Source organism: Candidatus Allofournierella merdavium (assembly GCF_944382735.1).
Taxonomy (GTDB): Bacteria; Bacillota; Clostridia; order Oscillospirales; family Ruminococcaceae; genus Allofournierella_A; species Allofournierella_A merdavium.
Genome location: NZ_CALWND010000001.1, coordinates 219,129 through 239,789 on the forward strand (window position 1 = coordinate 219,129; position 20,661 = coordinate 239,789).

Annotated in this window: 23 protein-coding genes; 4 read left to right on the plus strand and 19 right to left on the minus strand. The window is 62.0% G+C overall.

The features are described 5' to 3' along the window. Nucleotides 1-3 precede the first annotated feature (3 nt). From ACH2A7_RS01000 to ACH2A7_RS01090, 19 genes are all read right to left on the minus strand, one after another. Nucleotides 4-1,014, minus strand: a complete 1,011-nt coding sequence (locus tag ACH2A7_RS01000) for a flagellar motor switch protein FliM (protein WP_394959154.1) — start codon at nucleotides 1,012-1,014, stop codon at nucleotides 4-6. A 2-nt stretch (nucleotides 1,015-1,016) separates the two neighbouring features. Beyond that, the gene (locus ACH2A7_RS01005; RefSeq protein WP_394959156.1) at nucleotides 1,017-1,856 is read right to left on the minus strand and encodes a flagellar motor protein MotB; all 840 of its coding nucleotides are present in this window, start codon (nucleotides 1,854-1,856) and stop codon (nucleotides 1,017-1,019) included. Between the two features lie 31 nt (nucleotides 1,857-1,887). Further along, entirely contained in the window at nucleotides 1,888-2,754 is an 867-nt protein-coding gene (locus tag ACH2A7_RS01010; RefSeq protein ID WP_394959158.1) for a motility protein A, read from the minus strand. Nucleotides 2,755-2,804: 50 nt separating this feature from the next. Continuing rightward, entirely contained in the window at nucleotides 2,805-3,020 is a 216-nt protein-coding gene (locus ACH2A7_RS01015) for a flagellar FlbD family protein (protein WP_394959160.1), read from the minus strand. A gap of 77 nt (nucleotides 3,021-3,097) precedes the next feature. Then, nucleotides 3,098-4,159, minus strand: coding sequence for a flagellar hook-basal body complex protein (locus ACH2A7_RS01020; protein ID WP_394959162.1), 1,062 nt, complete (start codon nucleotides 4,157-4,159; stop codon nucleotides 3,098-3,100). 93 nt (nucleotides 4,160-4,252) lie between these two features. Next, nucleotides 4,253-4,636 (minus strand): TIGR02530 family flagellar biosynthesis protein, encoded by a 384-nt coding sequence (locus tag ACH2A7_RS01025; protein WP_394959164.1) that lies wholly within the window; start codon nucleotides 4,634-4,636, stop codon nucleotides 4,253-4,255. 30 nt (nucleotides 4,637-4,666) lie between these two features. Beyond that, nucleotides 4,667-5,389 (minus strand): flagellar hook capping FlgD N-terminal domain-containing protein, encoded by a 723-nt coding sequence (locus tag ACH2A7_RS01030; protein WP_394959166.1) that lies wholly within the window; start codon nucleotides 5,387-5,389, stop codon nucleotides 4,667-4,669. A gap of 24 nt (nucleotides 5,390-5,413) precedes the next feature. After that, entirely contained in the window at nucleotides 5,414-6,550 is a 1,137-nt protein-coding gene (locus tag ACH2A7_RS01035) for a flagellar hook-length control protein FliK (RefSeq protein ID WP_394959168.1), read from the minus strand. Between the two features lie 34 nt (nucleotides 6,551-6,584). Next, nucleotides 6,585-7,034, minus strand: coding sequence for a flagellar export protein FliJ (gene fliJ, locus ACH2A7_RS01040; protein ID WP_394959170.1), 450 nt, complete (start codon nucleotides 7,032-7,034; stop codon nucleotides 6,585-6,587). Between the two features lie 15 nt (nucleotides 7,035-7,049). Beyond that, nucleotides 7,050-8,351 (minus strand): FliI/YscN family ATPase, encoded by a 1,302-nt coding sequence (locus ACH2A7_RS01045; protein ID WP_394959172.1) that lies wholly within the window; start codon nucleotides 8,349-8,351, stop codon nucleotides 7,050-7,052. Nucleotides 8,352-8,366: 15 nt separating this feature from the next. Continuing rightward, nucleotides 8,367-9,194, minus strand: coding sequence for a FliH/SctL family protein (locus ACH2A7_RS01050; RefSeq protein WP_394959174.1), 828 nt, complete (start codon nucleotides 9,192-9,194; stop codon nucleotides 8,367-8,369). After that, nucleotides 9,187-10,251 carry a flagellar motor switch protein FliG gene (gene fliG, locus ACH2A7_RS01055; RefSeq protein ID WP_394959176.1) on the minus strand — a complete coding sequence of 355 codons (1,065 nt, stop codon included), beginning with the start codon at nucleotides 10,249-10,251 and terminating at the stop codon, nucleotides 9,187-9,189. The genes ACH2A7_RS01050 and fliG overlap by 8 nt, the downstream gene beginning before the upstream one ends. After that, nucleotides 10,248-11,834, minus strand: coding sequence for a flagellar M-ring protein FliF C-terminal domain-containing protein (locus ACH2A7_RS01060; protein ID WP_394959178.1), 1,587 nt, complete (start codon nucleotides 11,832-11,834; stop codon nucleotides 10,248-10,250). Before ACH2A7_RS01060 ends, fliG begins: the two co-directional genes overlap by 4 nt. Nucleotides 11,835-11,867: 33 nt before the next feature. Beyond that, entirely contained in the window at nucleotides 11,868-12,185 is a 318-nt protein-coding gene (locus tag ACH2A7_RS01065) for a flagellar hook-basal body complex protein FliE (protein ID WP_394959180.1), read from the minus strand. A gap of 41 nt (nucleotides 12,186-12,226) precedes the next feature. Further along, a complete protein-coding gene (gene flgC / locus ACH2A7_RS01070) occupies nucleotides 12,227-12,670 on the minus strand; it encodes a flagellar basal body rod protein FlgC (RefSeq protein ID WP_394959182.1) in 444 nt (147 codons plus the stop codon). Nucleotides 12,671-12,683: 13 nt separating this feature from the next. Further along, nucleotides 12,684-13,067 (minus strand): flagellar basal body rod protein FlgB, encoded by a 384-nt coding sequence (gene flgB, locus ACH2A7_RS01075; protein ID WP_394959184.1) that lies wholly within the window; start codon nucleotides 13,065-13,067, stop codon nucleotides 12,684-12,686. A gap of 471 nt (nucleotides 13,068-13,538) precedes the next feature. Next, nucleotides 13,539-14,114, minus strand: a complete 576-nt coding sequence (locus tag ACH2A7_RS01080; RefSeq protein WP_394959186.1) for a PilZ domain-containing protein — start codon at nucleotides 14,112-14,114, stop codon at nucleotides 13,539-13,541. Between the two features lie 18 nt (nucleotides 14,115-14,132). Next, nucleotides 14,133-14,447, minus strand: coding sequence for an EscU/YscU/HrcU family type III secretion system export apparatus switch protein (locus ACH2A7_RS01085; protein WP_394959188.1), 315 nt, complete (start codon nucleotides 14,445-14,447; stop codon nucleotides 14,133-14,135). Further along, the gene (locus ACH2A7_RS01090; protein ID WP_394959190.1) at nucleotides 14,434-15,870 is read right to left on the minus strand and encodes a hypothetical protein; all 1,437 of its coding nucleotides are present in this window, start codon (nucleotides 15,868-15,870) and stop codon (nucleotides 14,434-14,436) included. The genes ACH2A7_RS01085 and ACH2A7_RS01090 overlap by 14 nt, the downstream gene beginning before the upstream one ends. Nucleotides 15,871-16,023: 153 nt before the next feature. Here ACH2A7_RS01090 and ACH2A7_RS01095 point away from each other — a divergent pair, with 153 nt between their 5' ends. From ACH2A7_RS01095 to cheB, 4 genes are read left to right on the plus strand one after another with little or no spacing between them, the layout of a single operon-like run. After that, nucleotides 16,024-18,168: a chemotaxis protein CheW gene (locus ACH2A7_RS01095; RefSeq protein WP_394959192.1), complete on the plus strand. Its 2,145-nt coding sequence runs from the start codon at nucleotides 16,024-16,026 to the stop codon at nucleotides 18,166-18,168. A 14-nt stretch (nucleotides 18,169-18,182) separates the two neighbouring features. Then, nucleotides 18,183-18,671 carry a chemotaxis protein CheW gene (locus ACH2A7_RS01100; RefSeq protein WP_394959194.1) on the plus strand — a complete coding sequence of 163 codons (489 nt, stop codon included), beginning with the start codon at nucleotides 18,183-18,185 and terminating at the stop codon, nucleotides 18,669-18,671. A gap of 14 nt (nucleotides 18,672-18,685) precedes the next feature. Then, nucleotides 18,686-19,552 (plus strand): CheR family methyltransferase, encoded by an 867-nt coding sequence (locus ACH2A7_RS01105; protein ID WP_394959196.1) that lies wholly within the window; start codon nucleotides 18,686-18,688, stop codon nucleotides 19,550-19,552. Further along, nucleotides 19,552-20,652, plus strand: a complete 1,101-nt coding sequence (cheB, locus tag ACH2A7_RS01110) for a chemotaxis-specific protein-glutamate methyltransferase CheB (protein ID WP_394959198.1) — start codon at nucleotides 19,552-19,554, stop codon at nucleotides 20,650-20,652. Before ACH2A7_RS01105 ends, cheB begins: the two co-directional genes overlap by 1 nt. Nucleotides 20,653-20,661: the final 9 nt, after the last annotated feature.

Consider the following 20,661-nt stretch of genomic DNA (forward strand, 5'->3'; position numbering starts at 1 on the left):
TCCTCACTTCTCCTCTCTTGTCTGGACGTGATAGGTGTCCCAAATCTTAACCGCCATATTGCCTCCCTGGGTGCCCAGCTTTCCGCTGAACCAAGGCTGCCCGCCGATGTACAGATCCACGGGGGTCTTGGTGGAGCGTCCCAAGTCGATCACGTCGCCCACGTTCAAATAGTAGATGTCCCACAGCTTCAACTGGGTGCGTCCCAATTCCGCCGTGATCTCCAACTGCGAATCCCGCAGGATGTCCATGATCTCTTTGGAATTTTTCTCCCCTTCGCCGCGGCCCACCTGATTCATGGCGGCAATGCGCGCGAAGATATTGGTAAGCATCATTCCCGGCAGGCAGATGTTCATCCGCCCGGACGCATTTGGGAACTTGATGCTGATGCCGATGATGACCACTGTCTCGTCCAGGCCGATCAGCTGTACAAGGGTGGGGTTTGACTCAACTCTGCGAAACACGAAATTCAGGTCGATGTAGTTTTCCCAACTGCCGCCCAGCGTGGCGATCAGATCCTTCACGATGGTCTCGTAGAGTTTCAGTTCCAGCGGGGTGAACCCGTATCCGGCGGGCGCCTTGGAAGTGGCGTCGCCCTGGCCGCCCATCAGCCGGTCCATCATGTTCAGCGCCATGCCTGTGCTCAGGTGGATCAGCACGGGGGCCTCTTCGCTCTCCCGCTTGCCCTGGATCTCCACGTCCGCCAATGTCAGCACGTCGCCGTCGGACAGGGCGTTGGAAAACTCGTAGTACCGCTGTTCCTCCACCGACTCCACCGAGATCTCACTGGTGGTGTGCAGCAGGCCGTTGAGCCGTGAGTTGATGATGCGGGTGTAGTTCTCGAAGATGCCGCTGATCATCTTCAGCCGGTCCTTGGTGAACTTCCGCGGGCTGTAAAAATCGTATTTCCTGTATTTCTTTTCCGAATCCTGGTCGGACCGGTTCAGGTTCATCTCGCCGCTGCGCGCCGCGCTGAGCAGTGCGTCGATCTGGCTTTGTGACAACACTTCCGCCATGGTTATTCCTCCTGGTCGGAACCGGTTTGCGCCTGAGCCTGCCCGCCGGTTGTTCCGTCGGTCACCTGCGGCTCGGTCAGGACGCTGCCCTGGCCGGAACGCATGGTGTAGTACTGGGCTATGTCATCCCCGATGCCGTTCTCCATATTTAGTCCCGTCACCAGCAGTTCCACCCGCCGGTTCTGGGCGCGCCCCTCCGGTGTGGCGTTGTCCGCCACGGGCCGCCATTGTCCGTATCCCACGCTCACCAGCCGGGAGGGATCGATGATGTTTTTCTCCTGAAGGTACACCGTCACCACCGCCGCGCGGTTGGTGGCCAGGAACCGGTCGTTCCGCGGGTTGTTGGGCGAAACCGGGTCATCCTGCGCCGTGTGGCCCAGCACCCGGATCTCATCGATCGACCCGCTCACATCGGCGATGGATTTCGCCACCTGATCCAGCACCACCTTGCCGTCATCCCGCAGGATGTAGCTGTCGCCGTCGAAAAACACCGTGTTGTCGAAGGAGACGAACACATAGCCGCCGCCTTTGGTGATGCTGACCTGCGTGCTGAGCTGCTCCTGCTCGATGTAGTTTTTCATCGACTGATACAGATCCTCGATGTCGGCATCCACCTGGGCCTGGGTCAGCGCCTCTGCGTCGGAGTTCTCGGAACCGAGACCGCCGGACACTTCCTCCGTCACCGCGCTGGGATTGAAGGACTGCACCAGGGCGATCCACTTTTCCTTGTCCATGGTGGACATGGAATAGAGCATTACAAAAAAGCACAGCAGCAGGGTCACCATATCACCGTATGTATCCATCCAGTTCGCGCCGCCGCTTCCGCCGCTTTTTCTTTTCATCTCCTAACCTCCCCTCTCCGTGCGCGCATTGTTATTTGCGTTTGCGCCGTTTTCCCTTGCCCTCGGCCGGCTGCCCTTCCGCCTCGCCCTGCATGTCCCGCTGGCGCTGGTTCATGAAGGTCATGAGCCGTTCGCGCAGGAACTTGGGGTTTTCGCCCGACTGGATGGCCATGATGCCCTCCACCACGATCTGACGGCAGAGCACCTCCTCCTCATCCCGGGCGGTGAGGTTCGCCGCGATGGGGTTGAAGATCACATGGGCCAAAAACGAGCCGTAGAAGGTGGTGACCAGTGCCACCGACATGTTGGGGCCCAGCGATTCCATGTCCGCGCCATCCAGGCCTTTGAGCATGTTGATCAGGCCGATCAGGGTACCGATCATACCAAAGGCGGGCGCGGCGTTGGATCCCCGCTCGTACATGGCCACGACCTCCTGATGGCGGGCGGAGGTCTGTTCGATGTCGTTCTCCAGGATGCTGCGCACCCGGTCGGGGTCGTTGGCATCCACAATGAGCATGATCGCCTGTTTGAAGAAGGGGTCCGGCTGATCGTTGGCCTTTTCCTCCAGGGCCAGCAGACCGTTCTTTCGCGCGATCTGGGCCAGTTCCACCAGCTGCTCCACATAGGCCGACGGATCAAAGGCCTTGGCGCGGAGCATGATCTTGATGTGGCTGGGGATGGACCTGGCCAGCTTCGGATAACAGGCGATCACCACGGCCAGCGTACCGCCCAGCACGATGAGGACACTGGAAACGTCCACAAAGTTCCACACGCTTGCCGGCGTGAAACTGAAATCGAACATGGGCGTCTGGCCGGGGTTGATGCCGATGCTGATCATAATGCCGAAGATGGTGAATGCAGCAGCTAAAACAATACCGAACAAATATACAACGTTCATACCGTCGATCCCTTCTGTCTATCTACACATCCTGCCGTGCCGGCGCCTGGTCAGCGCCGGTCGGTCACCGCGATCTCCCGGTGGATGTCCTGAACCTTGGCATTGTACTCAGCGATCTTCTGGATGATCTCTTCCACGGTGTCCTGCACAAGATAGTAGTCGTGGTTCATCATCACAATCTTGCACTCGGGAATCAGCTCGATGCACTCGATCTGATTGTGATTCACCAGAAAGCGCTCGTTGTTCATCTTCCGAAGTTCGATCACAAAACCCCTCACTTTCTCCGGGCAGTGCCGCCGCCTGAGGCGCGGCCTCAGGCGGCTAAGCCCTGTTCAGGAGCGCCTTAGCGCTTCATGTTGACCAATTCCTCCAGCATGGTGTCGGTCACGGTAACGATACGGGTGTTGGCCTGGTAGCCGCGCTGATACACGATCATGTTGGAAAACTCGGTGGCAAGATCGGTGCCGGAGCCCTCCAGGAAGGAGGTCATGAGGCGGGTGCCGCTCTTGGCCAGCAGCATGGTGTTCGGGTCGGGCACAGCGCCCGCCATGATCTTGCCGTTGTTGAGGTAGCCGGTCACAGCGCTGTTGGGGGTGCTCACGGTGATGGAGCCCGCCGCGGCGCCCGCGGTGTAGTAGGGGCCGTCGGTGTGCAGCACGCCGCTGGGGTTCTCCACCGAACCGAGGGCGATGTAGCCCACCACGACCTCCTCACCGGTGTCGTCGTTGGTGCAGACGATCTTGCCGTTGGAGTCGATGGACAGGTTGGTGTAGTTGATGTAGCCGTTCACCGCATTCGCGGCAGGCTCCACGTTCTCGCCCTGGCCGTTGACGCCCACATACACTGCGGAGTTGGTGGTAGCGTCCCGCATGGGCAGATGGATGGGCACCAGAGCGGTGCTGGTGCCGCCAATGGTGGTGCCGGCTGCGCCGCCCACCGCGGGATCCACCGCACTGGTCAAAAAGCCGTAGACCACATTGCCCTGGCCGTCGACGAGGTAGCCGTCGCGGAAGTCAAAGTCGCCCACGCGGGTGAGGGTGAGGCCCTTCACCGCGTCGGCGCTGTTGATGTTGAGGCCCTTCTGACCCACCAGGAAAAACCCGTCGCCCTTGATGGCACAGTCCAGATCACGGCCGGTGGCGCTCAGGTCGCCGGAGGTCATGTCCAGGTCGATGGTGCCCACGGTGCAGCCGTAACCGATCTGCTGGGGGTTGGTGCTGCCCATGGTGTTCGTGCCCGCGGAACCGGAGCTGAGGGTGTTGTACATGCTCTCCTTAAAGGTGATCCGCTGGGCCTTGTAGCCGTAAGTATTCACGTTCGCGATGTTGTTGCCAACGACGTTCAACGCCTGCATATGCGTTTTCAAGCCGGCGATCGCCGAGCTCATAGCGCCAGTCATAGACATAGTAGTTTTGCTTCCTTTCCGAATATGCGCGCCGCCGGGAAGCCGTCAGTCACACGGCCCCCAGAGCCTCCTTTCGGTCCTGCCCTCTGTAATTTACAGGAACACGGCGCCGTCAATGTTTGTAAAAATGCTGTCCTTCATCTCCGCTTCGGACAAAGCGGTGATGACCCGGCCGTTCGGCACGTTCACGATGAACGCCAGGCTCTGATCCAGCGCGAGGATGTTGGTCGCGCCTTTGGCCTGTGCCCGTTCCACCGAGTCTCCCAACTTTTCCAGCAGCGTGGGGGTCACTTCGATCCCTCTCTCCTCCGCGCGGCTGAGCGCGTGCTTGGAGAATGCGACCTGCCGCGTTTGCGCGCGTTCCAACTCCTGCTGGAACACGGCGCCAAAACCGCTTTCCTGCGGGTTCTGCGCTCTGCGTGCTTCGGTCTGCCCGGAGATCCTTCCCGGACCCGCTGTCTGGATCGGTCCAACCATGGGAATACCTCCTTCACACGTTTCGATGGATCAGACCTGCGTGCCGTTTTCTCCGCCGGCAGCGCTTTCACCGTTTTCGGTGGTCGTTCCGCCCTCGGTGGTCGTTCCGCCCTCGACGTTCTCGCCGCCGCCGACGTTCTCGCCGCCGCCGACATTTTCACCGCCGCCGACATTCTCGCCGCCTTCGACGTTGTCGCCGCCCTCGACGTTGTCGCCGCCCTCGCCGGTCTCGCCGCCGTCACCGGCGTCCGGGACCTCCGGCAGCCGGCCCACAGCCATGATGCTGCTCAGGGGGTACATCTCGCCGTTGATAAAGATGACCGGCGTGTTCTGATAGGTGCCGGTGCCATCCACGGTGCCAACGATCTCCTCGATCTTGCCCTCGCTGTTGTAGACGCCCACGGTGACGGTCTTGCCCACCAGGGAGGCCGCGTAGGTCATCGTGCTCGCGGCGGTCAGGTTGTCCAGGCCGGTCTGCACCTTGCTCATCATCTGCACCACAGACATCTGCACCATCTGGTTGAGCATATCCGACGTGTCGGCTGCGCTGTCGATGGTCTGGTTCTGCAGCTGCTGGACCATCAGCTGAAGGAAATCCGTGAAGTCGAGGCCGAACGCGTCGTCCGGGTCGGTGACGGTGTAACCCCAGCTTTGCAGCTCCTCCACGGTGGGGGTGCTGGACGACTTCGCCGCGGCGTAGGTGTTGTTCGCCGCGAGGGTTTCCAGCGGGAAGAACGTAGAATTGATTGCCATGTTATCATCTCCTGCCTGTGCCGTTTACACGGCCTGCGTTTCCATCTGCACCAGCCCGAGCCGGAGCTGATGGAGGAAGGATTCCGTCTCGCGACGGGGCGCGTTCTGCTGACGCTGCTGCTGTTGCTGCTGTTGCTGCTGCTGGCCGCCGTTTTGATCCGGCTGCTGCCAGGGGGTCTGCTCCTGCTGCGGCTGCGGCACTTCCACCCGCACTTCGCTGTGGCTGCTGTCCTGCAGCATCAGGCTCAGGGCCGAGGCATGGCTGCTGAGCAGCTTCGCGGCCTGCTCCGTTTCAGCGCGGAGCACCACATGGAGCGCGCCTTCCGGGCTGCGGGTGAATTCCGCCACCACGTTGCCGAGGTTGGCCGGGCTGAGGCGGATCTCCAGGAACTGATCGCCCTGTTCCACCGCGCCCTTGAGCGCGCTGCCCAGGGTGTTTTCCACATCCTGCGCCGGGGCCGTCATGTCCACCGGGGCGTCGCCCACCCGCACGGGGGTCGCTTCCACGTCGCGGAACAGCGGCGTGTGCCAGCTCTGCACCGCGGCGTCCTCCGTCGGCTGGTTTTTCTCCTGCCGGGGATCGGACTGCGTCAGCTGCTGCGCCAGGTCCTGCGCTGTGTTGGCCTGGTCGCCCGCGGGGGCCACGGCCTCCGCCGCCTGCTGCGGCAGCGTGGTCTGCGCTTCTCCGCCGGAGACGGTCTCCGTAAACACCGCCTGCACAGGCTGCGCATCGCTCTGCGTCGAAACGCCCAGCAGCTGCGCGGCGTCCGCCTGCAGGGTGCCGCCCTCCGCCGTGAGCATCTCGACCGGCGCCGTCTCAGCGAGGCCTTCCGGCTGCACCGCGGCGAACTGCTCCATCGGAACAAAGCAGTTTGCCATCAGCATCTGCCCGGCTGCCAGCGCCGTGAGCTCCGCATCGGTCGCGGCGGGTTCCTTGCCGTTCTGCGGCTGCTCCGCCGTCTCGTTCCGGTCCGGCTGCGACGTTTCCACGTCCTGCCGGTCCGATCCGGTGGTCAGGTCGTTCCGTCGCTGCTCCAGCAGGTCTTTGAAGTTGGTCTTCTGCGAGGAAGCATCGGTGGTCTGCCCGGGCACCGCGGAAGCCTGCATCTGCTGCAACGCGCTCATCAGGGCCATCTGCAACACCATATCGTTCATTTGCATCTTGTTTCACCTCCTTTCAGTGTATCGCAAGGGTTCACGGATCGCTTTTCACCGCCCGTGTGGCGGAGACCAGATCGTCTATGAACCGCTCGTCGCTCTTTTGCACTTCTTTCTGGTATGCGTCCTTCTGCTTTTCCTTCAGTCGTTCCAGGATCGTGGCGTCCATGTGAGCCTGAAGCACCTGCGCCCGTTTTTCCTCCGCTGCCTGCTGGTATTCCTCCAGCAGGCGGGTCTCCCGGGCGATCTCCGCTTCCAGGGCCCGCAGCCCGTTTTCAAACCCCATCGCGTCAGCCGCGGTGATGCCGCGGGCGGCCTCCTCGCGGAACCGCCGGTTCAGCTGCCGGTAGCGGGCCGTGGCGTCGTCCACCCGGTCCTGCTGCTCCCGCACCTGCGCCAGGGCTTTGGCGTACTCGTTCTGGCGACCTTCCAGCACCTGCTGACGGTACCCCAACACGCCGTCCAGAGAGAACTGAAACTTTTTCACGGTCCTTTTGCTCCTTTACAGCAGCGCCCTCATCATCTCCAGGTCCTGCTCGTAGGTGAACCCTTCGTTCACCCCCTGCATCAGGAACTGGTCGATGCCGTCGATCTTGCTCAGGGCGTAGTCCAGCTTGGGATTGGTGCCCGCTTTGTAGGCGCCGATGGACACCAGATCCGAGTTTTTCTCGTAGACGCCCATGATGTCCCGGATGCGGGCGGCCAGCTGCCGGTGCTCCGGCGAGACGATGTCGGTCATCAGACGGGAAATGCTGGCGCTCACGTCGATGGCCGGGAAGTGGTTGCTGTTGGCCAGCCGCCGGGAGAGCACGATGTGGCCGTCCAGGATGCCGCGGACGGTGTCCGCGATGGGCTCGTTGGTGTCGTCGCCCTCCACCAGCACGGTGTACACACCGGTGATGGAGCCGCGCTGGAAGTTTCCGCTGCGCTCCAGCAGCTTGGGCAGCTCGGAGTAGATGGAGGGCGTGTAGCCGCGGGCCACCGGGGGTTCCCCCACCGCCAGGCCGATCTCACGCTGGGCCATGGCGAATCGGGTCAGGGAGTCCATCATCAGCAGCACGTCCAGGCCCTGATCCCGGAAGTACTCGGCCACGCCGGTAGCCACCGACGGGCATCGCTTGCGCAGCATGGCCGGCTGGTCGGAGGTGGCCACCACCAGCACCGACCGGCTCATGCCCTCCGGGCCCAGGTCCTTCTCCATGAATTCCAGGACCTCGCGCCCGCGTTCGCCCACCAGCGCGATGACGTTGATGTCCGCCTTCACATGTTTTGCGATCATGCCCATCAGGGTGCTCTTGCCCACACCGGAACCGGCGAAGATGCCGATCCTCTGCCCTTTGCCCACGGTGAGCATCCCGTCGATGGCCTTGACCCCGAACTCCAGCCGCTCCCGGATGGGGGGGCGGGCCATGGGGTTGATGTAGGCACTGCCGTCCACACAGAAGGGGGTGCCGCCCTTGAAGGGGCCTTTGCCGTCGATGGGCTGGCCCAGGGCGTTGATCACCCGCCCCTTGAGAAAGGGGCCCATCTCCAGGCTCAGCCGCCGGCCGGTGTTGCGCACGAAGTTGCCCGCCGAGATGCCGCTCATATCGGAATAGGGCATGAGAAGCATCCGGTCGTTTTTGAAACCGACCACCTCAGCCATCACCTGACCGCCGGAGTCGCCGTTGTAGATGCGGCAGATATCCCCCACCGCCGCCCGGCCGCCGGAGGCCTCGATCGACATCCCCACGATGTTCTCGATCTTGCCGGTGTAGCTGACGGTCTGCGCCTGCCGCACCCGCTGGATCATCTCTTCGAACAAGGCCTTCGCCTCCTCTCAGCTGCCGTGAAGAATGTCTTTCAGATTGCCCAGCTGCGTGGATGCGCTGGCGTCGATGATCTCGTCCGGCATCTCGATGATGCAGGTGCCGGACTCGTCGTTCGCCATCGGGATCAGCTTGATGTTGTCGGACAGCCCGCCCAGCGATGCCATCAGCTTGGGGGTGATCTGCGCCAGCTCCCGGCTGTCGCAGCCGCCGATGTAGATGCGCACCCAGTCCCGCCGGCGCAGCCGTTCGGTGGCCATCTGCACCATGCGCAGGATCACCTCGCGGCTGCTTTTCAGGCTGACGTGGATCACCTTTTCCGCCACCGCGATGCTCAGGTCGCACAGTTCATCCTGCGTGCTGGCGAGCAGGTCCTCCCGGGCCTGGGTCGCCTGCTCCAGAAAGTCTTTGACCTGAACGGCCTGCTGCTGCATCTGTTCCTCCAGCCGGGCCTGGCCCTCCACCTGCGCCTTGCGCTGGCCGTCCTCGTAGCCCTGGCGGAAACCCTGCTGACGGGCGTCCTCCTGGATCTCCTCGGCTTCCAGCCGGGCCTGCCGGCGGGCTTCTTCCAGGATCTCCTCGCTCTGGCGGCGGGCCTCCGCAACAATGGCGTCGGCCTGCACCCTTGCGTAGGAGAACATCGCCGCCGCACCCTGGCCCGGGTCGGAATCGGACGTTTCACCGTCCGGCTGTTCCTTGGCCGCGGGCTGCTCGTCTTCGGGCGGCGCCTCCTGGGGCGGAGGGGAGGCGGGCTCCTCCTCCACCTGGATCTCATCGGCCGGCGGGAAGGCGTAGGTGTCCACCTGCGGCCGCAGGAAGTTTTTAAAGATATTAGGCAATGATATCGTCCTTTCCGCCCTTGAGGATGATCAGTTCGTTCTTCTCCTCCAGGTCCCGGATCACGCCCACGATGCGCTGCTGCGCCGCCTCCACGTCGCGGATGCGGACGTTGACAGTGACTTCCAGATCGTCCCGGATGCTCTGGGCCATACGGGTGGAAACATTGCTGAAGATCTTGTTGGCCACCTCTTCGTTGGCGCCCTTGAGGGCAAGCACCAGGTCCTTGGGGTCGCAGTCGCGCACGAAGCGCTGGACCGACCGGTCGTCCATGGTGACGATGTCCTCGAAGACAAACATCCGCTTGCGGATCTCGTCGGCCAGCTCGGCGTTGTGGGTGGACAGGCGGTCGAAGATGCTCTTCTCGCTGGCGCGGTCCAGATTGTTCATCACATCGGCCACATAATCCACGCCGCCCACCTTCACGTTGTTGGTGGTCATGATGCTGGAGAACTGCTTTTCCATCTCCGCCTCGATGATCTTCACCGCGGCGGGCGAGGCGCTCTCCATATTGGCGATGCTCTCCACCACCTTCACCTGGCGTTCCGGGTCCAGCTCGTCGATCACCGCCGCCGATTTCTCCGGGTCCACATAGGAGAGCACCAGGGCGATGGTCTGGGGCCGCTCATGCTGGAGGGCCGCATAGAGGGATTTTTCGTCGGCCTTGTTCAGGAAGGAGAACTCCCGCTGCTTCAGCGACTTGGTCACTTTGTCCAGCAACATGTCCGCCGTCTGTGCGCCGAACGCCCGTTCCAGCACGGCCCGGGCATATTCCAGCCCGCCCTCTGTCACGGCCTTGTTGGTCATGCACATCTGGTAATACTCGTTGAGCACATCCTCGGTGGTGGCCGCGTCCACATAGCCGAGCTTGGCCACCTCCAGGGTGATCTGCTCCACGTCTTCCGGGTCCATGTACTGATACAGCTGGGAGGCCTTTTCCGTGCCGAGGGAGATGATGACCGCAGCCGCTTTCTGCTGCCGGGTCAATTCTTTCTTGGGCTTGGACGCCTTCGGCTGGGCGACCGCTGCCTGCGCCGGGGGCGCTGGTGTCTCTTTCATGTTGTGTGATCACCCTCCCGCAGCCAATTTTTGACCATCTGAGCCGCGATCTCCGGATTGTCCTGCGCGAACTGGCGGACGTCCTTTCTCAACTCCATGCTCTTCTCGGTCTGCATCTCCAGGATATCCGGCTGTTCGGGGGTCTCCTGCTCAGGCACAGCCGCGGCCACAGGCTCCTGCTCCAGCTGGCGCTCCTTTTTCGCACGGTGGCGAAGCACCAGCACCAGGATCAGCAGGAACAAGAGCAGCACCCCGCCGCCGATCAGGACCGCGTAGAACATCCAGGGCTCCATGCCCTCCGGTGTGGCGATGACCGGCGTGCTGTCCTGATAGAAGGGCGAGACAAGAATGGAGATCTTGTCGGCCTGGTCGGTCTTGGAGATCCCCGCCGCCCGGGCCACATGGTCGTACAGATCCTGCACGTTGGCGCCGCCGGCCACGTTGGAATTGATGGTGACCGATACCATCACATCGCTGATGTAGCCGGCCACATGCTCCACCTGCTCCTTGGTGGTGTCCACCAGGCGGTCGGTCTGGCCGGAAGAGGAATACATCGACTCGGTGCCATCCGGCTGGATCTGGTCCTCCACATAGGTGTTCACATCCGCGTTGGTGGTGGTGCCCGCCACGCCGCCGGTGTTGGTGCCGTCGTCCCGGACGATCTCATCGTCCCAGATCTGGGAGCCGATGATCCCGTCGTCCTTGCCCTGGGCCCAGTCCTCCAGCGAATAATCGGTGGAGTCGGTATAAGTGCGGTCCACATCCACCACGGTGTTCACGCTCACCTGCACGTTGTCCGCGCCGTAGAGCGGGATCAGCGCCTGCATGACGCGGGTGCGGATGTTGTTGTTGCACTGCTCTTCCAGCGACAGCTTCAAGGCGGACGCGTCCCGCAGGTCGGTGATGTTCCCGGTGCTGGAATAGGTGTTGCCGTAGGTGTCGGAGATGTCCACATTTTCCACGTTGAGCCCCGCGAGGCAGCGGCTCACCAGGTTGCGGATGGCGCCCACCTGCTTTTCGTCCAGCATCTTGCCGTCCTGCATGGTCACCTGCACCGCCGCGGTGGCGTCCACCACGTTGCTGCTGTCCAGCACATAGGTGTGGTCCTCGCCGGGGGTGAGAAAGACCACGGCGTCCTTCACGCCTTCAAAATTGCGGATGACCGCCGCAAGGCGGTCCTGCAGGCCGTAAAGGGTCAGCTGATTGCGCTCGGACTCCGTGGTCAGGCTCCCCACGTTGTCCAGATATGTATCGTATCCATAGCCGGAAGAGGGGTATCCCGCCACCAGCACCTGCGCCTTCAGGGACGCCTCCTGCGCCTGCGGCACCAGGATGGTGTTGTCCTCCACTTTGTAGTCGGTGATCCCGTTTTCGGAAAAATAGGTCGAGATCGCGGACAGATCGGTCTGGCTCAGCCCGGTAAACAGGGTGGCATAAGGTTGATTGTTCAGCACGACCGCCACGATCACCACCGCCGCGAGGATGGCCAGCGCGCCGCACCCAATCAGGGTCTTGACCTTGCGGGAGAGGGATTTCCACCGCTGCAAGACCGCCTCGGCAGTCTTTTTTGCTTTGTCTGCCATGTTCTCCTCCCAAAACAAATCAGCCTGCGTTGATTACAGACTGATACGCATCAATTCACTATAGGCATCCAGCGCACGGTTCCTCATCTGGATCAGCAGATCGGAGGCGAGGGACGCCTGCGTAGCGGCGATGGTTGCTTCGGCAGGGTTGTCCAGCTGGCCGGTGGCGAGGGCGTAATACGCTTCGTTCTTGGCCGCTTCGGTTTCCTTTACGTTGTTCACCATGGACTCAAAGATCTGGGAAAACATGGAGGGCTGTCCGCCCGCCGCGCTGATGCCCGCCATTGTGTCCGCCACATTGCGGGACGACTGCAGCGCCTGGATGGGGGTGATGGATTGAAGGTTCGTCATTTGCCTGTTTCCTCTTTTCTATACCGTCTGTGCCCGGCTGATCACTTGCCGATGTCCAGCCCCTTGGCCGCCACCTGCTTGAGAACGTTGAACGCGGTGACATTTGCCGAATATGCCTGGGAGGCCGCCATGGCGTCGGCGATCTCCTTGACCAGATCCACGTTGGGCATCTCCACATACCCCTGGGCGTTGGCGTCCGGGTTGGTGGGATCGTAGACCAGCTTGAAATCGGAGGGGTCTTCCTCAATGGCTGTCACGGCCACGCCGCCCTTGTCGGTGCGGCCGCCGCGGGCGCGCACCAGCGCCTGCTGGAAGGGGGTCAGGTCGTCCTGCGACTGGAGCGTGACGACTTTGCGCCGGTAAGGGCCGCCCGCCTCGGTGCGGGTGGTGTTCTGGTTGGTGATGTTTTCGGAAATGACGTCCAGCCGAAGCTGCTGGGCGGTAAGTCCGGACCCGACCACGCTCATGGAATTCAAAAAAGCCATTTCCTACCCCTCCTTATCCCTTGATGGCCGAGCGAAGCAGCGAGAAATCGCTGTTGATGGCGTCCAGTACATACTGCATCTGATACCCGTTGCGGGAGAGTTCCACCATCTGCTCCGTCACGTTCACGCCGTTGTCGTCCAGACGGGTGCTCTCCTGCGCCTCCTGCACCGAAAGATTCGCGTTTTCGATGGCCGCGCGCATCCCGCGGGACGTTCCGTTTTTGCGGTCAGCCGCCTGGATGGCCTGCTGCAGCGACTCCTCGAACGTGGCATACTTGGTTTTGTAACCGGGCGTTTCCACGTTCGCAATGTTATCCAGAATGCAGCTTTGTTTGGTCCACAGATAATCCATAGAGCGCTGAAGCATCAGCGACGCATTGCTTGATAAAAAATCCATTTTCCGGCACACCTTCTTCATCTTGTATGGGTTCGCCGCACATTCCCGGCGGCCAGCTTTCCCGGGATTCCCGAAAGCCGCTTGCCGCCCGGATTATCCGGCGAAATTCGACTCCTTTTTAACTCCATTATTGTATCGCAAAGCGCACCACTTTGCAAGTACGTCCATAAAATATGCCGTACTCTTCTTGGCAATTTCACATTTTGTGTTTTTTTCCGTGAAATTTATTTCACAAACGCCCAGCGTCTTGTGCATTTTTACTCCTGGGCGGTTTTCGTTATTAAATAGATGTAGTTGCGCGCGGGAATCAATGGAATTTTTTTATACCTTATTTATATATATTGCACTTTGCGGGAGATCCCCCAAAACCCGCCGGATGCCCGCAGAGCGCAAGACAGGCCGGCCCGCCCGACGGTTCACCCCGTCGGACAGGCCGGTCTGTACGGTTGCCGGGAACATTCACCGGCAAGTTCAGTTGTTGCGCAATTGCAGGCTGAACACAGCCTCCCGCACCATGCTCTCCTCTTCCCGAAGCATATCGAGGAACTGGGCGGCATACAGATATCCGCCTTCCTGCCCTTTGGAACAGCGCAGGATCTCCATATCCAGCAGCAGGGGCTGGCTGGTGATCGGAATGACCACCTGCACCCTCTCCCCCACCTGCAGTTCACGGCGGCACAGGAACGCAAGGCCGCCGCAGCTCAGATCCCGGCTGATGATGGGTTCCCGGCCCTTCCACTGCCCGGTGCGCGGGTAGATGAAGCTGGAAAAGCTCGTCAGAATACGCAGGTTTTTCCGCACCGACTGGTTCAGCGGCCGCAAGGGCGTCAGCACCACCATGTTGCCTTCGCGCCGGACGATCTTCGCCTCCATGGCGGGCACGGCGTCGGAATCGCCCACCAGACAGATGACGGTGTGCTTCGCGATCTCCTCCACGTCGCCGTCGTCGATGGCCATGCGCCACTCGCCGCCCTGCGGGCGGTAATCCGAAACGCCGTGGGCCACGGCGTTGCCGTGGCTGTCAAGGATAAGATATTTGTCTGCCATACTCCATGCTCCTGTGCATCACTCGGTCTTGTTTTCCCGGCGGAACTTTTCCGGGTCCGCAGGATCAAAATTCAGAAAATACAGGTAGATGTCCACCACCGCCTGATACAGTTCCTCCGGGATCTCCCGGCCCAGTTCCATCTGGGTGAGCACCGTGGCGAGGGAGGTGTCCTCATAGACCGGTACGCCGCTGTCCTGCGCCACCTCCACGATCTTTTCGGCGATATGCCCCATTCCCGAGGCCACGATCACCGGCGCGCCGTCCTGCGGGCGGTATTGCAGCGCCGCGGCCCGCCCCGCGGGCTTGGCGGCGGGTGTTTCAGACTTTGACATTGACGCCCCGCTTCCCTTCAAACAGATTTGGAAACACCTGCGTCAGCGACAGCGGCGTTTCCAGCTTTGTGACCTGGATGCTGTTTCCCTTGAGTTGATGGCGGGCCAGGATCTTCTCCATATCCCCCGCGATGATCTCGTTGTTTGCGCTCACGCCGTCCGGCCCATAGATGTGCAGATCCACCTGTTCGCCCCGGGCGGCCAGGGTGATCTCCAGAAAGCCCAGGGACTCCAGATCCAGTTTGAACAGGAATTGGATTTTGTCGCCGGGGCTTTCCTTGCCGGAGTTCTCGTCCTCGGCGTCGGGGTCCACCCACAGCTCGGAGTACATCATCTTGCCGTTCCATTCCACCGGAAAGAACATGTGATTCAGCGGCATATACACGCTTTCGTTGATGAGCAGCGAGTGGATGACCTGGGCAAAGGAATCCCGCGCGTCCGGCCCGAAGGTGCCGCGCAGCGCCTGATCCGCGGCCTTTGCGAACCCCTGGGCAAAGGCGCTGTCCGCCGCGCGGGCAAAATCGTTTTCCCGCAGCAGTTTCAGCACCGCGGCGTCGTCCAGGTTGTTCAGCCCGCCCAGCAGCCCGCCAAAGCTTCCCAGCTGGCGGAACGCCAGCAGCAGCGGCCCCTCGGCGCCGTTCTCATAGCGGGCGGTGCTGAGCACCAGAAGGTTCAGCAGCGCCCGCAGCGCGCCGAGATCGTGGGAGCGCTCCACATAATTGCCCAGATAGGGAATGATCTCCTGCTGGAGCAGGGCGAGGTTTTCAGCCCGGGCGCCGGCGGCCAGGCCGTTTTCCAGCCGCGCCGTCATCTCCTCCAGGCGGCCGCGCCAGCTCTGGGGCAGATAGCCGGGCATCTGTTTCAGAAGGCTCAGCATGCTTTTCCCGATGTGGCCCGTGGCGGAATAGTCGATGTAGCGCTTTGCGAATTCCAGCACGGCCACCCGCGCCTGCTCGCCGTTGAGCACATGGTAGGTCTGACGCAGCAGCGAGAACAGGGCCCCTGAAAACCGGTTGCCCGCCTGCACCTGCTCCATGAACATCTGGCGAAAGCCGTCCGCGTCCAGCTGCAGCATCTGCAGAAATTCCGCCAGTTCCTTCGCCACGCCCTGCTGCAGGCCGGGCGTGGAGACCACTCCCCGCAGCTGAAGCAGCGCCTTTTCCATGACCTGTGCCAGTTCCGGCATCTGCCGAAGCTGTTCCAGGAAGGTTTGCAGGTTGGAATCATACCGCAGCACGTCCGACTGGAGGGCGTTGCCCGCGTCCTGCTGCTCGGTGCGCCCGTCGGCCCGGGTGACCCGGGCAGGGTCCGGCACGTTTTGCACCTGCGGGTCGCTGGGCCGCGCCGGGGCGGGCTGCGGGCGGTTGTTGTTCACACCGTCGTAACCCGGGACGCGATTCGTCGCGCCTAAAAGATCTGCCATTGCTTGCTCCACCTCTCGTTGCGCCGCGGCCGCCGGCACAAGGCCGGCCCGGGCGCCCGGATATTTTAACTGTTGCTCTTAATTTTTCAAATTTCGCGGTCGATAATCATTTATAGGAAAGTCCAACGCCAAGGAAGGAGCGTGCCGTTTTTCATGAGTACCGGCAACGAAAGCATTCTGGATGCCTTTTTGTACGAGACCAATTCTCTGCTGGAACAGCTGGACAGTATCGTTCTGGCTGCTGAACAGCAGGACAGCTTCTCGGAGGACGACGTCAACACCATTTTCCGGATCATGCACACGATCAAGGGCTCTTCGGCCATGATGGAGTACAACTCGCTGATGACGATTGCTCACCGGGCGGAAGACCTGTTCTCCATCATCCGTGACAAGTCCATGGATGGGGTGCCCGAGAGCCTGCGCCCGGAATTGTTTGACCTTTTGTTCCAGACCATCGACTTTTTCCGCGGGGAATTGGAACACATCGAAAATGAGCAACCGCTCACTGAAGATATCGACACCCTGCTGCAAAAAGTTAATAGACTGATCGACCAAATTCGTTCGGGCGGCCAGCCGGAACAGGCGCCCGCCGCCCCCGCTGCGGGTGATGCGGCCGCCCCGAAAGCCGACGCCGCCCCGGCCCAGCAGCCCGCGGCGCAGCCGGCGGCCGCCGCCCCGGCGGGCGGCCCCAGCGGGTTCCCTTACGGCCTGCAGGTCTTTTTTGACGAGGGCTGCGGCATGGAAAACCTGCGCGCGCTCATGCTGGTGAACTCGGTGAAAGAGATCTGCAGCGAGGAGGATTTCACCTACGAGCCGCAGGGCGTGGAGTCCAATCCCTCCACCGCGGATCAGATCATCGAGTCCGGTTTTCTGATCTTCTTCCGCGAGCAGGCCCAGCGCGACAACGCCATCCACGCCGTGACCTCCTCCGGCTCCGTGCGGTCCTACCAGGCGATCGACCGGCCCGCCGCCGAGGCAGCGCCGGCCGCCTCGGCCCCGGCGGCCGCACCCGCGGCCGCGCCGAAAGCTGACGCCCCGGCCGCGCCGGCGGCTCCAAAAGCCGAGAAGAAGGCCGCGCCGAGCGCCGCTTCCAAGGCGGAGCCCGCGCCCCAGCAGCACCACAAGGAGAGCCTCATCAGCGTGAACCTGAGCAAGCTGGATCAGCTGGCGGCCGTGGTGGGCGAGATCGTGATCACCGAGTCGATGGTCACCGCCTCGCCGGACCTGAAGGGCCTCAAGCTGGACACCTTCACCAAGTCGGCCCGGCAGCTGCGCAAGCTCACCGACGAGTTGCAGGACGTCTCCATGTCGCTGCGGATGGTGCCCGTGTCCGGCACCTTCCAGAAGATGCACCGGATCGTGCGCGACATGTGCAAGAAGCTGAACAAGCAGGCGCGGCTGGTGCTGGAGGGCGAGGACACCGAGGTGGACAAGACCATTGTGGACAGCATCGGCGACCCCATCATGCACATCGTGCGCAACTCCATGGATCACGGCATCGAGGAGGACGTGCAGCAGCGCATCGACGCCGGGAAAGACCCGGTGGGCACCATCGTGCTCTCCGCGCGGCACACCGGCAGCGAGGTGATCATCGAGATCAAGGACGACGGCCAGGGCGTCAACTACGACGCGGTGCTGAACAAGGCCATCCGCAACGGGCTGGCCCAGCCTGATGTGGAGTACTCCCACAAGGACATCCTGAACTTCCTTATGGCGCCGGGCTTTTCCACCAACACGGAGGTGACCGAGTTCTCCGGCCGCGGCGTGGGCATGGACGTGGTGAAGCGGAATGTGGAGGACGTGGGCGGCACGGTGTACATCACCAGTGAGCCGGGCCAGGGCATGACCACCACCCTGAAGATCCCCCTGACCATGGCCATTATGGACGGCATGGAGGTGTCGGTGGGCGGCTCCATCTTCACCATCCCCATTCTGAACATCCGTCAGTCCTTCAAGATCTCCGAAAACGACCTGATCCGCGACGCTTCCGGCGGCGAGATGTTCAAATGCATGGGCAATTTCTACCCGGTCATCCGGATGGGGGATCTGTATCAGATCGACGGCGGCGTGACCAGCGTGGCCGACGGCATCCTGATCTGGCTGGAGGCGGGCGAAAAGTCCTACTGCCTGTTTGTGGATGAACTGCTGGGCGAGCAGCAGGTGGTGGTGAAGCCCCTGCCGGGCTACCTGAATCGCTTCAATGTCAAATCCAGCGGCATCGCCGGATGCACCATTCTGGGCGACGGCAACATCAGCATCATCCTGGATGTGTCCAACCTGTACACCTACGCCCAGTAAAGGAGAGAAGAACCATGACGCAAGAGGACGTTTTGTTCCAGACCGATCAGGCCTCCGAGGCCGACGATCAGTCCCCTGAGGCCGCGAACGCGGCCAAGACCGAAAAATATCTGCTGTTTTTGTCCGACGGGCTGCTGTTCGGCGTGCCTGCGGAGGCGGTGGTGGAGATCATCACCGGCCACACCGTCACCCGCCTGCCCCTGGTGCCCGACTATGTGCGCGGCATCATCAACCTGCGCGGGCAGATCATTCCCATTGTGGACATCCATCAGCTGCTGTCCCATCAGGACTGTGCGAGCAACTGCATGATGATCCTGCAGGAAAATGATTCCGAGGTGGGCATCCTGGTGGATCAGGTGCAGAAGATGGTGGACATCGACACCTCCGCCCTGCTGCCTGTTCCCCCCCGCAGTTCCCGGGAACTGGTGTGCGGGATGTACTCGCTGGAGGACGGGCAGACCATGCTCGCCTTTGATTGTGCGCGTCTTCTGGAGCACACCTAAGGAGGCAGGTTGCCATGGCGATGCTGTTACACGACCTGACCATCACGGATGCCGATTTTCAGCGTCTGGTCCAGTTTATTCACAAGAATTACGGGATCGACCTGAGCAAAAAGCGCCAGCTTATTACCAGCCGGCTCTCCCAGTCGCTGAAGGTGCAGGGATACACGGACTTCCGCACCTTTCTGGAAAAGCTGTTCAAGGAGAAGGATCCGCAGGATCTGGAACTGGTGCTCAACAAGCTGACCACGAATTATACTTATTTCCTGCGGGAAAAGGATCACTTCACCTACTTTCAGAAGACGATCCTGCCCGAACTGGCACAGCGCCATCAGCGCGACAAGGTGCTGGCCATCTGGAGCGCCGGCTGTTCCAGCGGCGAGGAGCCCTATACCCTGTCCATCTACCTGAAGGAATTTTTTGGTCCCCAGGCCCCCCAGTGGGACACCCGCATCCTTGCCACCGACATTTCGCAGCAGGCAATGGCCAAGGCCAAGGCGGCGGTCTATCAGCCGCCCGCGGATATGCCCTCTGAATGGCTGCACCGCTATTTTGTGCCCAGCCAGGATCGCCCGGGCCAGTACACCGTGGCGCCGGCCATCCGTGACAATGTTATTTTCCGCACCTTCAACCTGATGGACCCCATTAAATTCCGGCTGAAATTCGACGTGATCTTCTGCCGGAATGTGATGATCTATTTTGACCAAAGCACCCGGGACGCGCTGGTGCGGCGTTTTTACGACGCCCTTACCCCGGGCGGCTATCTGTTTATCAGCCATTCGGAATCGCTGGGGCAGACGCCCCTGTTCCGGATGGTGTCGCCGGCCATTTACCGCAAGGTAAACGCCTCGTCCCATGCAATGCAAGGAGTGAAGAAACCCTGATGATGCCAAACCAAAAGAAGATACGGGTGCTGGTGGTGGACGATTCCGCCGTGGCCCGCACTTTTCTCATCAAAGGTCTGGAAGCGTACCCCAACATCGAGGTGGTGGGATATGCCATCAACGCGCTGGACGCCACGGCCAAGATCCAACGCCTGCAACCGGACGTGATGACGCTGGATGTGGAGATGCCCGGTGTGAGCGGCATCGATTTTCTGGCCAAGCTGCTGCCGGAGCATCCCCTGCCGGTGATTTTGGTGTCCAGTTTGAACCTGCGCGTGTTTGACGCGCTGGCCGCCGGCGCGGTGGACTTTGTGCGCAAGCCCGACGGCACCGAGAGCAAGGATTCCTTCTTCCGCTCGCTTTCACAAAAGATCGTGGTGGCGTCCTGCGCAAAGGTGGTGCGCCGCAAACCCGCCGCCGCGCCTGCCGCGGCGGCCCCCTCCGCCGGCGCGCCAGCTTCGGCCGCGCCCGCCGCGCCTTTGACGTCGCCCGCCGCGCTGGGCGGCGGCTGCGCCATGGACCTGGACCACACCATCATCGGGCTGGGCGCTTCCACCGGCGGCACCGAGGCCACGCTGGAGGTGCTCAAGCGGCTGCCGGCGGATATCCCCGGCATGGTGATCGTGCAGCACATGCCGCCGGGATTCACCAAGATGTACGCCCAGCGCCTTGACAAGCTGTGCGCGATGGAGGTGCGGGAGGCCGTGAACGGCGACGAGATCCATCGCGGCCTTGCCCTGGTGGCCCCGGCGGACCTTCAGGCGCGGGTGGTGCGCATGGGCAGCCGCTACACCCTGGCCTGCCAGCCGGGCGAAAAGGTCAGCGGGCACCGCCCGTCGGTGGACGCGCTGTTCACCTCCATGGCCGCCCAGGTGAAGTGCCCCATGGTGGGCATTATCATGACCGGCATGGGCCGCGACGGCGCCTCCGGCCTGCTGGAGATGCGCAAGGCCGGCGCCTACACCATCGGGCAGGACAAGGATTCCTGCGTGGTGTACGGGATGCCCGGCGTGGCGCAGGAGATCGGCGCGGTGATGGTGCAGGCCTCCTGCGACAACATCGCCTCGGTGCTGATGCAGCACCTGCGCACCGGCAAATAAACAAACGAG